The 12,827-nt window shown below is 63.9% G+C and carries 13 protein-coding genes; 6 read left to right on the plus strand and 7 right to left on the minus strand.

Annotated features, from left to right (window positions below; genetic code table 11):
• Window positions 1-61: 61 nt before the first annotated feature.
• Window positions 62-1,393 carry an HNH endonuclease gene (locus ACHIRB_RS16570; RefSeq protein WP_395116097.1) on the plus strand — a complete coding sequence of 444 codons (1,332 nt, stop codon included), beginning with the start codon at window positions 62-64 and terminating at the stop codon, window positions 1,391-1,393.
• Here ACHIRB_RS16570 and ACHIRB_RS16575 read toward each other — a convergent pair.
• Window positions 1,380-1,592 (minus strand): pyridoxamine 5'-phosphate oxidase family protein, encoded by a 213-nt coding sequence (locus ACHIRB_RS16575; protein ID WP_395125979.1) that lies wholly within the window; start codon window positions 1,590-1,592, stop codon window positions 1,380-1,382. The genes ACHIRB_RS16570 and ACHIRB_RS16575 overlap by 14 nt on opposite strands.
• Window positions 1,593-1,688: 96 nt before the next feature.
• On the opposite strand from ACHIRB_RS16575, the gene ACHIRB_RS16580 reads away from it, so the two are divergent.
• Window positions 1,689-2,072, plus strand: a complete 384-nt coding sequence (locus ACHIRB_RS16580) for a PPOX class F420-dependent oxidoreductase (RefSeq protein WP_395125980.1) — start codon at window positions 1,689-1,691, stop codon at window positions 2,070-2,072.
• Between the two features lie 6 nt (window positions 2,073-2,078).
• Here ACHIRB_RS16580 and ACHIRB_RS16585 read toward each other — a convergent pair whose 3' ends face one another.
• Entirely contained in the window at window positions 2,079-2,834 is a 756-nt protein-coding gene (locus ACHIRB_RS16585; protein ID WP_199701476.1) for an MBL fold metallo-hydrolase, read from the minus strand.
• 76 nt (window positions 2,835-2,910) lie between these two features.
• Between ACHIRB_RS16585 and ACHIRB_RS16590 the strand changes: the two genes are divergently transcribed.
• Window positions 2,911-4,275 carry an amidase family protein gene (locus tag ACHIRB_RS16590; RefSeq protein WP_395125981.1) on the plus strand — a complete coding sequence of 455 codons (1,365 nt, stop codon included), beginning with the start codon at window positions 2,911-2,913 and terminating at the stop codon, window positions 4,273-4,275.
• Here the strand turns inward: ACHIRB_RS16590 and ACHIRB_RS16595 are convergent.
• Genes ACHIRB_RS16595 through ACHIRB_RS16605 form a run of 3 tightly spaced genes read right to left on the minus strand, consistent with a single transcriptional unit; the run spans window position 4,259 to window position 7,899 of the window.
• Window positions 4,259-5,620: a metallopeptidase TldD-related protein gene (locus tag ACHIRB_RS16595; protein WP_395125982.1), complete on the minus strand. Its 1,362-nt coding sequence runs from the start codon at window positions 5,618-5,620 to the stop codon at window positions 4,259-4,261. The two genes, ACHIRB_RS16590 and ACHIRB_RS16595, sit on opposite strands and share 17 nt — an antisense overlap.
• Window positions 5,617-7,137, minus strand: coding sequence for a TldD/PmbA family protein (locus ACHIRB_RS16600; protein ID WP_395116109.1), 1,521 nt, complete (start codon window positions 7,135-7,137; stop codon window positions 5,617-5,619). Before ACHIRB_RS16600 ends, ACHIRB_RS16595 begins: the two co-directional genes overlap by 4 nt.
• Window positions 7,138-7,149: 12 nt before the next feature.
• Window positions 7,150-7,899, minus strand: a complete 750-nt coding sequence (locus tag ACHIRB_RS16605; RefSeq protein ID WP_395116209.1) for a TSUP family transporter — start codon at window positions 7,897-7,899, stop codon at window positions 7,150-7,152.
• Between the two features lie 63 nt (window positions 7,900-7,962).
• On the opposite strand from ACHIRB_RS16605, the gene ACHIRB_RS16610 reads away from it, so the two are divergent.
• Complete coding sequence (locus ACHIRB_RS16610) at window positions 7,963-9,120, plus strand: sensor histidine kinase (protein ID WP_395116111.1); 1,158 nt, start codon at window positions 7,963-7,965, stop codon at window positions 9,118-9,120.
• 9 nt (window positions 9,121-9,129) lie between these two features.
• Entirely contained in the window at window positions 9,130-9,789 is a 660-nt protein-coding gene (locus ACHIRB_RS16615) for a response regulator (RefSeq protein WP_395116113.1), read from the plus strand.
• 111 nt (window positions 9,790-9,900) lie between these two features.
• On the opposite strand, the gene ACHIRB_RS16620 is transcribed toward ACHIRB_RS16615, so the two are convergent.
• Complete coding sequence (locus tag ACHIRB_RS16620) at window positions 9,901-10,536, minus strand: hypothetical protein (protein WP_395116115.1); 636 nt, start codon at window positions 10,534-10,536, stop codon at window positions 9,901-9,903.
• Window positions 10,537-10,705: 169 nt separating this feature from the next.
• Here ACHIRB_RS16620 and ACHIRB_RS16625 point away from each other — a divergent pair, with 169 nt between their 5' ends.
• Complete coding sequence (locus tag ACHIRB_RS16625; RefSeq protein WP_395116117.1) at window positions 10,706-11,227, plus strand: FxsA family protein; 522 nt, start codon at window positions 10,706-10,708, stop codon at window positions 11,225-11,227.
• A 7-nt stretch (window positions 11,228-11,234) separates the two neighbouring features.
• Here the strand turns inward: ACHIRB_RS16625 and ACHIRB_RS16630 are convergent, their stop codons facing one another.
• Complete coding sequence (locus tag ACHIRB_RS16630) at window positions 11,235-12,761, minus strand: serine/threonine-protein kinase (protein ID WP_395125983.1); 1,527 nt, start codon at window positions 12,759-12,761, stop codon at window positions 11,235-11,237.
• Between the last annotated feature and the right edge of the window lie 66 nt (window positions 12,762-12,827).

Here is a 12,827-nt window from a genome sequence, read left to right on the forward strand (position 1 = left end):
TCCAGCAACACATTTGATGACTTCTGAAGAATCAGTCCACTTAAGCAGATAAGCAGTACGCATGTTCGAGTCGGGGGATTCTTCAGGGTTGGCGGACCGGATAACCGCAATGCGAGTCGAGTTGGTGGGAAGCGATGGCACTCTCACCGACGTCGAGAGTGTCGATGTGTTGGGCGCGTTGGAGCGGCTCAAATCAGGGTGCGCAGCACTGCAGGCGAAGGTTGCGGCAGAGTTCGCAGCGAAACGACGAGCAGAGCGCGCCGAGCGGGGCATGTCGAAACGTAAACAAGGAGAGGGTATTTCGTCGGAAGTGGCGCTGGCGCGGTTCGAATCGCCGCACAAGGGCAACCGTTTACTAGGATTCGCTGAAGCGGTCGTCCACGAGATGCCGAATTTGTTCGCCCGTATGCTGGCAGGCGATCTCAACGAATGGCGTGCCACCATCCTGGTCCGCGAAACCGCTTGCCTCAGTCGGGAAGATCGTGGCGTTGTCGACCGTGAATTATGCAGCGATCCAGCCACTCTCGCTAACAGGGGAGACAACCAGATCAAAGCCGCCGCCATCAAGTTGGGGGCGAAACTCGATGCCGAGGCGATGGTGAGGCGAGCACGCAAAGCGGTCGCAAACAGATGTGTCACCTCACGGCCGGCTCCGGACGGCATGGCCTACCTCACCGCCCTGTTGCCGATGAAGCAAGCCGTCACCGTGCACGCCACCCTGATGCGCGATGCAGCGGCCGTCGTTGCGAAAGGTGATGAGCGGACCAAATCGCAGATCATGGCCGACCTACTCGTCGAACGCGTCACCGGACTCGCGACGGCGACGGCAGTGCCGATCACCGTCAATGTGGTGCTGTCGGACGAAGCGTTGCTCGGAAGGGGATCCGAAGCTGGATACATTCCTGAATACGGTCCGGCGCCAGCGGGCTTGATCCGGGAGTGGCTGCACGACGACGACGCGACACTGCAACTGCGCAGGCTCTACGTCAACCCCGATACCGGAGCGTTGACCGCCGTCGAGTCGACATCGCGGGGTTTTCCGAAAGGCTTGCTACGAATGACCAGGTTCCGAGACAGGATCTGCCGAACGCCGTGGTGTGATGCTGCGATTCGGCACGGCGATCACATCGTGTCGGTCGAAGAAGGCGGAGGCACTACCTACGACAACTCGGCCGGGCTCTGCGAAGCCTGCAACTACGCCAAGCAGGCTGAGGGCTGGTCTGCAAAACCCGACGTACGTGCGCCCGGGGAGTTGCACAGCTACACGATCACCACCCCGACGGGTCATCGGTACCGATCGACTGCGCCACCCCTCGAAACCCCACTGCGGCTGCGGATTCGGAATCATTCGCAGGTCGAACGGATGGTGGCCGACATACTTACTGCTGCCTAGCCTCCTCGCGCCGCCGGGCCAACTTGTAGGTCCCGTTCACCTCGAGGAACTCGTCCGGAATGCCGTCGACCACGTCGCGTTCGACGGTGCCACGGATCAGCAAGATCCTGGGCGGGTGCGACTCCGTATCGACGGTGAGCGCAACCGCCGGGTTCGCGCGCAGGGAGGCAAGCTTCGGTGCATTCTTCGGAGTGCACATGACGATCTGCGTTCCGTTCCAGACAACTGGATCGGGATGGTGCGAGGTGTGCCGTCCCGATACCCGATTCTCTACACACCGCCTAGGGTGGTCCGCATGAGCAACGAGTTCGACGAGGTCGGCAAAGCCCAATACGTATCCTTGACGACTTTCCGGAAAGACGGCACACCCGTCGCCACTCCGCTGTGGGCGGCTCTCGACGGCAAGCAGTTGCTGATCTGGACGGTGACCGATTCGTGGAAGGTCAAGCGCATCAAGCGGAAGGCGGACGTCACGATTCACGCCTGCGACATCCGCGGAAAGCTGAAGGGCGACACGGTCGTCAAGGGCCATGCGGTATTGCTCGACTCGAAGGCAACCGAACATGCGCGGTCGGTCATTCAGAAGAAGTACGGAATCATGAGCTTCCTGACGATGAAAGCCAGTCTTCTGCGCCGCGGCAAGGATGGCACCATCGGAATCGCAGTCACCGAGGCTTGAGCCCGCCTACCAAGCCTGCCGTTCGCGCGCCACGGCAACCGCCTCGGCGATCGAGCCCTCGTGGGGCGCACCGTGGCCCGGCAGGATGACGTCTGCAGCCAGCGACTCCAGAGGATGCAGACCCAGCCGCGAGCCGCCTGCGGTGTGTTCGAACATCGCGGGCAGCAACTGCGGGCCGGAGATTCGTGAGATCGAGTGGCCGGTGACAAGGCCGTCGCCGGTGATCACAGCACCGACGTTCGGTAGGTGATACGCGCAGTGACCGGATGTGTGGCCCGCCGTCTCGATAGGGACAGGTGCTCCGGGTAGATCCAAAGCGCCCGCATTCGGGAACGGCTCGGCATGCGGAATCGACATCTTCTGCGTCGCACCTGCGCGGGTGATGCGCAAGGACCAAGCGAGCACACCCGGTCGCCAAATGTTCTTCGCGACATCGAGTTCACCGGCCTGCTCCAGGTAATCGCGATGTGCGTGCGCCGTTTCGGTTGGCGTCAGATACGCCGGTGTCGCGTACCGGTCGTGAAAGTGATTGACCGTGCCCATGTGGTCGATGTGGGCGTGGGTCAACAAAATTGCGCGGACGTCTTCGGGTCGCGAACCGATCGATCGAATCGACGATTCGACGGCGTCGACGTAGCCGGGATAGCCGGCATCGATCAAGGTCACGTCGGACCCTTCGCGAAGCAAGATCCAGTTGACGTCGGCTCCCGCTACATGGAACACACCGTCGCGTACCTCGCGCACATCTGCTGATCGGGCCATGCGGACGACGATAGTGCGGGTCCGCGTGCGCGAGACCCTTGACCCTGACACAGTGTCAACCGGTAGACATCGAGTCATGACCGACATACTCAGCTTCGACGCCACCGACATCGCCGACCTCATCCGTCGCAAGGAGGCGTCGTCTCGGGACATCACGACCCAACTACTCGACCGCATCTCCGCTGTCGATCCCGGCATCAATGCTGTGATCGCATCTCGCGCCGAATCGGCACTGAGCGAGGCCGACGCGGCCGATGCAGCAACGGCGCGCGGTGACATCCTCGGACCTCTGCACGGCGTACCGATGACGATCAAGGAAAGTTTCGACGTCGCGGGTATGGCGACCACCTGGGGGAATCCGGCGTTCGAAGGCATTGTCACCGAACGGGATTCGACTGTCGTCACTCGGCTGAAGGCAGCAGGCGCGATCATCGTCGGCAAGACCAATCTGTCGTTTATGTTGTCCGACTTGCAAAGTGCCAACCCGCTGTACGGCGTGACCAACAATCCCTTGGCGCCCGATCGCACGCCGGGCGGATCGAGTGGAGGCGCGGCTGCGGCATTGGTGGCGCGAATGTCGTTCCTGGAGTTCGGAACCGACCTCAGCGGCTCGATCAGGAACCCCGCATCCTTCTGCGGAGTGTTCGGACTTCGTCCGACCTCGGAGACGGTCCCCTCGACCGGCATGGCACCGCCCGGACCGGCCGACGTTCCAGTCGGCATGATGCACCTGCCTGCTGTCGGTCCGCTGGCGCGATCGGCTCGCGATCTGCGGCTCGCACTTTCGGTCACCGCCGGCCCCGAAAACTCTGAAGCACAGGCGTACTCGTGGCACCTGCCTGCCCCGCGGCACCGCCGCCTGCAAGACTTTCGCGTCGGCTACGTCCTCGACGATCCGACCGCACCGGTATCCGGCGAGATCACCGCGAGGCTGACGGAGACCGTCGATACGCTACGCACACTCGGTTGCCAGGTCGTCGAAGGCTGGCCGAGCGGGATCGACCCGGCACAGCTGTTCGAGGACTTCGGCTTTCAGGTCGAGGAGTTCTTTTGCCTCGATGGCGAGGGCGGTGTGTCGCACCGCGACTTCGTCGTGGCGGAGAACCGCAGGCTGACCGTAAGAGCGGCGTGGGCGCGCTACTTCGAGACGATCGATGTCTTCCTGTGCCCCAGCAGCATTGCCTCGGCTTTCCCCCACGAAACCCGGTCGTTCGGGGACCGCACCGTGACAACCGACCGCGGTGTTCGGCCGTACCACGAACTCTTCTTCTGGACGGCCGCAGCCACCTACGCAGGCTTGCCCGCAGCGAGTGCGCCTGTGGGCCTCGACAGCGACGGACTCCCAGTCGGCGTCCAGATCATCGGACCGCACTACGAGGACGACACCGTGCTGACGTTCGCAGAACTGGGTCCGTTCACTGCGGCTAGGTTGCCTGGCTGACGGACGACATGTGAAAGTCCGGTATCCGCAACGGCGGCATCGCAGTTCGGGTGAACCAGTCTTTCCATTCGCGGGGGAGTGTCGGTTGCGTCGCGCCGGCCTCGCTGACCCGCCGAAGCAGATCGATCGGGCTTTCGTTGAACCGGAAGTTGTTGACAGCGCCGGTGACTGCGCCGTCCTCGACGAGGTAGACGCCGTCGCGGGTGAGCCCGGTGAGCAGCAAAGTCGCGGGGTCGACCTCGCGGATGTACCAGAGTGTGGTCAGCAGCAGGCCACGCTCGGTGCGGGCGACCATGTCCTCGATAGTCGCCTCCGATCCGCCTGTCAGCAGCAGATTCTCACCGGGGACCGCGAACGTCGCGTCGAATTCCTGTGCCGCCGAACGCGGGTAGGCGAGTGCGTTGACGACGCCGTCGCGCACCCAGTCGACGCGGTCGACGTCGATGCCGTTGTCGAACACCGATACGGACTCGCTCGACGATCCGGCGACGACGAACGGCGTCGTCTCCAGTCCAGGCGCGGCAGGATCGGAGAAAAGCGTCAGCGGCAACTCGGTCAACTTTTCACCGATACGAGTGCCGCCAGGTTTGGACAACGCCGTGTGACCCTCTTGCGCGCCGCGGCCTTCCATCGTCCACATCAGGTAGATCATCAGGTCCGCAACGGTCGATGGCGGCAGCAGCGTTTCGTACCGTCCCGCAGGAAGATCCACCCGTCTACCTGCCCAATCGAGGCGTGTCGACAACTCGGCCAGCATCGCGGGAATATCCACGTCGGCGAAATCGAGGGTGCCCGCACCTACCCAGGCGCTCGCGTCGGGATCGCGCTTGCCGTTGATCTCGACCGACCCGGTCGGGGCGACGTGCCTGCGTCGAACACCTGTCGAGGTGCCGAGCCAGGTGCTGTCGACGGTGTGGTGTGCGAATCCGTAGAGCCGATCGGAGCCGTCGAAGCCGCGCGCGAGATCGTCTGTGAGACCGGCAAAGACGCCGACATCGGTGTTGCCGGGTCCCGAATCCCAATCCTGCGACGACACTGCACCGAGCAGCGGCATCGCGTCGTCGGCGGGTGCTGCACCACGGGCAGCGTCCTCGCTGGCACGGACGACGTCGGCTATGTCGGCAGGATCGATACTGCTCGACGTCACACTGCCGACCTGTGTGTCGGCGCCGTCGCGAACGATGGATACGACAGTCCAGGTACGTGACGACGACACCCCGTTCGTCGTCATCGAATTGCCTGCCCACCGCAGGGCTGCTTCGCTCTGATCCGTGACGATGACAATCGCATCGTCGGCGCGCGAGTGCGCGAGTGCGCGATCCACAACCTCCTGTGCCGGGATCACTGTCCTGCCTCCGATCGGGTGTTGAGAATGTTGATGCCGCGCAGCAGAACCGACGGGCAGCCGTGACTCACCGCAGCGACCTGTCCGGGTTGCGCTTTGCCGCAGTTGAATGCACCGCCGAGGCGCCACGTCGACGGTCCGCCGACGGCCTCCATCGAACCCCAGAAATCCGTCGTCGTTGCCTGATATGCGACGTCGCGCAACTGACCGTCCAACCGGCCGTTGCGAATCCGGAAGAAGCGCTGACCTGTGAATTGAAAGTTGTAGCGCTGCATATCGATCGACCACGACTTGTCGCCGACGATGTAGATGCCGTTCTGCACCCGTGAGATCAGGTCGCCGGTCGTCGTGTCGACGTTCGGATCTGGCTGCAGCGACACGTTCGCCATCCGCTGGATCGGAACGTGGTGTGGGGAGTCGGCATAGGAGCACCCGTTGGATCGTTCGAGGCCGAGCCGCGGTGCGAAGACCCGATCGAGTTGATAGCCCACCAGAATGCCGTCGCGAACGAGATCCCAGCGTTGCCCGGCGACGCCGTCGTCGTCGAACCCGATCGATGCGAGACCGTGTTCCTCGGTTCGATCGGCGGTGACGTTCATGATCGGCGTGCCGTACTTCAAGGTGCCGAGCTTGTCCGGGGTAGCGAACGAGGTGCCGGCATAGGCAGCCTCGTAGCCGATCGCACGGTCGTATTCAGTTGCGTGGCCGATGGATTCGTGGATTGTGAGCCACAGGTTGGACGGGTCGATCACCAGATCCGTAGGTCCCGATTCGACGCTGGGCGCCTTGACTTTCTCCGCCAGCCACTCCGGGATCTGCGCAAGTTCGCTCGACCAGTCCCATGTCGGTGTGTCGCTCAGGTACTCCCAGCCGCGGCCGACGGGCGGGGCGAGTGTGCGCATCGTCTCGAATACGCCTGCAGACTGGTCGACTGTCGTCGCTTCGATCTGTGGGTGCAGCCTGACCCGCTGCTGGGTGATCGACGACCCGGCCGAATCCGCATAGAACGTCTGCTCTTTGACTTGCAGAACGCTTGCCGTCGTGTGGTCGACACCGTCCGATGCCGCGAGTCTGCCGCTGTATTCGGCCAGCAACTCGACTTTGTCAGCTGTCGGCACATCGAACGGGTCGACCTCGTACGGCGATACCCAGACCACCTCGTCGTACACCGGTTCCGGTGCCAGCTCGACGTTTTCGCGATTGAGCCTGCGCAGTGTCGTCGCGACGTGTGCCGCTCGGCGTGCTGTCTGTGCGGCGATATCGGGCGACAGTTCGGCGTTCGACGCGAAACCCCAGGTGCCGTCGACGATTACGCGGACCGCCAGACCGAGGACAGAGGAATCCGAGACGGCTTGTACCTTGCCGTCGCGTAGCCGAATCGACTGTGTGACCAACCGGTGGACCCGAACGTCGGCATGGCTGGCACCGGCTGCCCGTGCCGCGGCGAGCGCGGCGTCGGCCAGTGAGCGAAGGGGGAGTGCGCGGAACTCGTCGTCGACTTGTCTCACGCCGACCACGCTAGTGCTTGCCTAGCCGAATTGCTGCCAACCCAACCGGGCGACCATTGCGACAACCACGACGAGCAGCACGATCCTGACGAATCCCGAGCCCTTGCTCAAGGCCATTCGCGAACCGAAGACTGCGCCGACGATGTTGCAGGCCGCCATGGCCGATCCCAACGCCCACAACACATTGCCGGTCGCGGCGAAGAAGATCAGCGCACCGAAATTGGATCCCGTGTTGATCACCTTGGCCATCGCCGCGCTGCGGACGAATTCGGTGCCGAGCAGGGTCGCGAACGTGATGATCAGAAACGTGCCGGTGCCTGGCCCGAGCAGTCCGTCGTAGAAGCCGATCAGCCCGGCGCCGATACCGACGACGAGCGCGACTTTCACCTGCGTCGGCCGGTGGGTCGCCATCGTCATACCGATTTTGGGCCGTGCCGTGACGAACACTGCAACTGCGACGAGCACCACCATGATGATCGGAATGAAGAGGTCCTTGTCGATCAGCGACACGGCCGCTGCCCCGGTTGCCGACGTCACCGCTGCAAGCACTCCTGCGGGAATCATCAAGCGCCACTGCATCGGCACCTTGCGTGCAAATGTCGCGACCGCAGCGCTGGTCCCGGCGATCGCCGTCAATTTGTTCGTGCCGAGCGCCTGCTGCGGCGTGAGCGTCGGCATCACCAGAAACAGCACAGGGAGCACGATCAGACCGCCGCCGCCGACAACGGCGTCTACCCATCCCGCCGCAGTGGCCGCTGCAAGCAGCGCCATCCAGTCGGTCGCGCTCACGGGAGATGCCTTTCGGTCGGTGCTCGTCAGCCTAGGCTGAACCTCATGCGCAGGTTCAGTCTGTGGCTTCGTGGGAAGCCGATGGTCGCCGATTCGATGTTGGCCTTCGCGCTGTTCGTCGCGGATCTGATCGCCGCGAGTCAGTCGAACCACCGACTGATCTTTGTTGCCGTCGCGGTGATCATTTGCGTTCCGATTGCGTTCCGCCGTCGATACCCGGTTCTGATCCCGTGGATCCTGGTGTCGATCTCGTTCGCCAACACCGCTCTCAGTACTGTGATCGGCGACAAGGAAGCCGGCCATATCAGCTTGCTCGGTCTCGGCATATCGCTGTACACGTTGGCTGCCTATGTAGGGCGCAAGGACGCGGCGATCTATCTGGTTGCGTTGATCGTAGACTCGTCTCTGTCGCTGTATCTGATCGAGCAGGAACGTCTGGTCACGGCCGCTTTCGTCAGTCTCTTCTATGCGCTGTGTTGGATCGCCGCCGAGTTCACCGGAGCCAGGCGTGCATACGACGACGAGGTGGCGGCACGGCTCGCGGTAGCCGACTACGACCGCGAGCGCAGTGCTCACGAGGCTGTTGTCGGCGAGCGCACGCGGATCGCGCGGGAATTGCACGATGTTGTTGCCCACGCTGTGAGTGTGATGATCGTCCAGGCAGACGGCGCGTCGTATGCCTTGAAAACCGATCCGCACGCTGCAGAGACTGCCCTGGCGAACATCGCTGCCACGGGTCGGCAAGCGCTCGGCGAACTGCGTCGCACGGTGGCTTTGTTGCGCACCGACGAAACACCGGAACAACTTCCACAGCATGGTTCGGCCGGCGTCGCAAAGGTCGCGGAGATGATGCGGAGCGCGGGACTCGCGGTCGAATTGGAACAGACCGGCCAACTCGACGACATCGAACCGCGGATCAGCCTCGGCGTTCATCGCATCGTGCAGGAGTCGCTGACCAACGTGCTTCGGCACGCCGGGCCCGACGCGAAAGCATGGGTGCGAGTGGAGCGCCGAGCCGACGATGTGTTGATCGAGATCACCGACAACGGTTTCATCGCACCGCGTTTCACAGGTGGCGGCGGTAACGGCATGGTCGGGATGCGGGAACGTGTCGCGGTCCTGAGCGGCACCCTCATCGCGGGTCAGCGCCCGGACGGCGGCTGGCGGGTCCGCGCAACGCTGCCGCTGCAGATCGACGACTAGATTGGGCACGTGCCGATAACTGTGCTCATCGTCGACGATCAAGAGTTGATGCGAATGGGACTGAAGATGGTCCTCAACGCTCACGAGGACATCACGGTCGTCGGGGAAGCGGCGAACGGTGCCGCCGCGATCACCCAAACCCGTTTGCTCACACCGGATGTGGTGCTGATGGACGTTCGGATGCCTGTTGTGGACGGTGTCACGGCGACGGAGAGAATCGTCGAATCGGGTGGTGCCAGCCGGGTTCTGGTGATGACGACCTTCGACCTCGACGAACATGCACTCGGCGCGCTACGGGCAGGTGCGAGCGGCTTTCTGCTGAAGGACACGCCGCCGGAGGAATTGATCGCGGCGATCCGAAACGTGGCAGCCGGCGATGCCGTCGTGTCACCGAAGGTCACGAAAAGACTGCTGAGTCGCTTCATCGGTGAGGCGCCTGCCCCTACCCGTGATGTGGGTGTGTTCGACGTCCTGACAGGCAGGGAGCGTGAGGTGCTCGAGCAGTTGGCAGGCGGTCGGTCCAATGCCGAGATCGCCGGGCAACTGTTTCTGTCCGAGGCGACAGTCAAGACGCACGTCGGGCGGGTGCTGACGAAACTCGGTCTGCGCGATCGGGTTCAGGCTGTCGTGCTCGCCTACGAGACGGGGTTGGTGCGGCCAGGGGCCTGAACATGCCTGTGCGCGGTCGACGGGTCCACTGACCCCTCAACCGCGCACCGGCACTCGAGGTGCCTACGAATCGGACCTGGTCGGCTCGGCTCGTAAGCTCGCGGGCAAAGTTTATGCGGTGAAGCTGCCGACCGTCGGGAGTGCGAAGCAGTTGGCGCCCGATGCGTAGCTCACGCCACCGAACATGGCTGCCAGGACGGGTCCGCTGCCGGTCGGGACGGTCTTCGACAGGGTGGGGATACCTGCGAGGTTGTCGTCTAGGGTGACGATTCCGCCCTTGAACGTCGACAGGTTGATCCACGCAACGCTCAGATTCGACGTCTTCGGTATGTCGATGAAACCGGGAATCGCCTGGAATCGCAGTTCGCCCTTGTTGATCCACGGCGGGATCGGGAAGTTGGGCCCACCCTGCGCGCTGGCGACGGTCACCGTTGCCGGTGCCCCCGCGATGCCGCAGCCGAGTGTCGGTGCCGGGTAGATGAACGGCTGTGGGGTCGTGATGCCGAGGTCGGGGATCTCGATGACACCGAGCAGGTTCGCGACAGCCTGGACGGCGTCGGGTCCCATGGTCGCTGCGGCCTGCTGCAGTTCGATCGGACTTGCTTCGAGAACCGACGCTGCGATGTTCGGGATGGCGGCGACCTCGGGAGTTGGCGCGGCAGCTGCGGTTCCGGTGAACACGACCGCTGCTGCCATCGATACGAACAGCGCTGACGTCGTTCGGACGACGCGGGACCGACGGTTCATGCACACTCCTGATCGAGATACTGATGTGGCTGATGTGACGCCTTGTGAAGATCATCACGAGCGTGCGGTCTCAATGTCAACTTGAGGGTTCGCATTGTTATCGGACCGACGCGGGAGAAAAATCGCGACGCCGAACGTTGACTGTGTAGATCCGGAGAAAGGTGACGCCATGCCGGTGTTGTTGTTCGTTATCTACGTCGTAGCCGAGATTGCCGCGATCGCCACGGTCGCGCATTTCATCGGTCCGCTGTGGACCGTGCTGCTGCTCATCGCGGGGTCGGCGATCGGAATCGTCGTGGTCCGCGCCCAGGGCCGCCGCGTCATGGACGGTTTTCGGCGGGCATCGCGGGGTGAGGGATCACCAGGCGGCGCGATGGCCGACGGTGCCCTGGTCGCACTCGGTGCCGCGCTGATGTTCGTGCCGGGACTGGTCACGTCCGTGCTCGGTCTGCTGTTGCTCGCGCCGCCGACGCGAGCGGTGCTTCGACCCGTCGTCGTCGCTATCACTGCGCGCAGATTCGCGGCCGTCGCTGCCGCCGCATCGGCCGCCGCAGCCTCGGGTGGAGCGGTCGTCGTCGACGGCGAGGTCGTCGAGCAGTGGTACGAGCCCGACTTCCTTGCCAAGCCACAACCTGCCGTGACGTCGAGGCAGGTCAACGAGACGATCCATATCGACGAGCAGCGCTACTGAGGGCCTATTACTTGCGCAACGTGCCGGTGATCTGGCCGAGCACGCCGGTCGTGCTGTAGCGCATCGAACCGTCGGGCAGCAGTTGCAACGTCGAGACGGTTCCGTCGTCCATGCAGCCGGAGTTGGTCCCTGGCGCGAGCCGGGACCGCAGGCTGATGTCGGTAGCGCTTGTCACCTCGATCAGCGTGTCTATCCGCTCGCATTTCGTGCGCGTCAAGCCGCCGGTGTTGGACGACGTCGCGACCTCGTCCCCGACCGTCCCCTCCTTCAAGGAGACGACGATCTCGAACGGAACCGGGCCGTCGTTGGCCGTGCCGGTCCACGTGCCGATATAACCGTCCGGCAGCGCGGCAGCGGCCGGAGTTGTCGTCGTCGCCTCGCTGCTGGTCGTCGGTTCGGTGGTGTCCACCGCGGTCGTGCCGGAAGTTGTGCTCGCGTCGTTCGCAGGGTCGTTGCGACGATCCATCAGGGTGAGTGTCAGCACCATGACGCCGGCGAACAGCGCCAACAGCACCACCACAGCGACGAACCCGCCGACGGCACGCCGAGCGCGACGCGCCGGCACGGGTACAGGCTGCTGCGCGGTCGCCTGTCGGTCATCGGGCCGCCACTGCTGGGTGGGCTGTTCGATGTTGTCGTCGTGGGAGTCTTCGAGTTCGAGCAATGCGACCGCGCGGCTGCTGATGTGTTCCAGGACGGGCCTCGGCAACCAGCCGACCGTGTCGGTTCTCCCGAAGTTCGCGAGCTGATCGAGCAGCTGCCGAGGCGTCGGACGTCGTGCGGGCTCCTTGTCCAGGCAAGCCGAGATGATCGGAAGCAACGAGCGAGGCACGCCGGTGAGGTCGGGATCCTCCTGGACGACGCGCCACAACATCGCGACGACCGACCCCTCGCCGAACGGACCGTGGCCGGTCGCGGCGTAGACGAGCACGCCGCCGAGTGAGAAGACGTCGCCCGCGGGGCCGAGCGTTGCGCCGCCCGTCACCTGCTCGGGACACATGAAGTTGGGTGAACCGATCACCTCGCCGGTGGTCGTCAGCACGCTGTCCTCTGCCGCACGTGCGATACCGAAGTCGATCACCTTCGGACCCTCGGAGGTCAGCAACACGTTCGACGGCTTGAGGTCGCGGTGCACGATGCCTGCGTCGTGGACGGTGATCAGTGCGCGAGCGAGTCCGTCGGCGAGTACGTGCAGCGACCGTTCCGGCAGCGGACCGTACAGTTCGACAGCCTCGTTGAGCGACAATCCAGCAACGTAACCCGTTGCAAGCCATGGTCGTTCGGCATTCACGTCGGCGTCGAGCACGGGCGCGGTGTACGGGCCGGCAACGCGACGCGCCGCGGTCACCTCGCGCTGGAATCGCATCCGGAAACTCGGATCGTGTGACAACTCGGGGCGGACGACCTTCACCGCAAGAGTGCGGCCGCGCGAGTTGCGGCCGAGGTAAACCGTTCCCATGCCACCGGAACCGAGGACTCCGAGGAGTCGATAGTCGCCGATTCGGCTCGGGTCGGCAGCGGCCAGCGGTCGCATCGTGTGCAGCTCCTCTCGCCACCTCGGATGCGACGACGGTGCAGCAGCCGAATCGAAGTGGGCAAG

The organism is Antrihabitans spumae, from assembly GCF_043944905.1.
GTDB classification, from domain to species: domain Bacteria; phylum Actinomycetota; class Actinomycetes; order Mycobacteriales; family Mycobacteriaceae; genus Antrihabitans; species Antrihabitans spumae.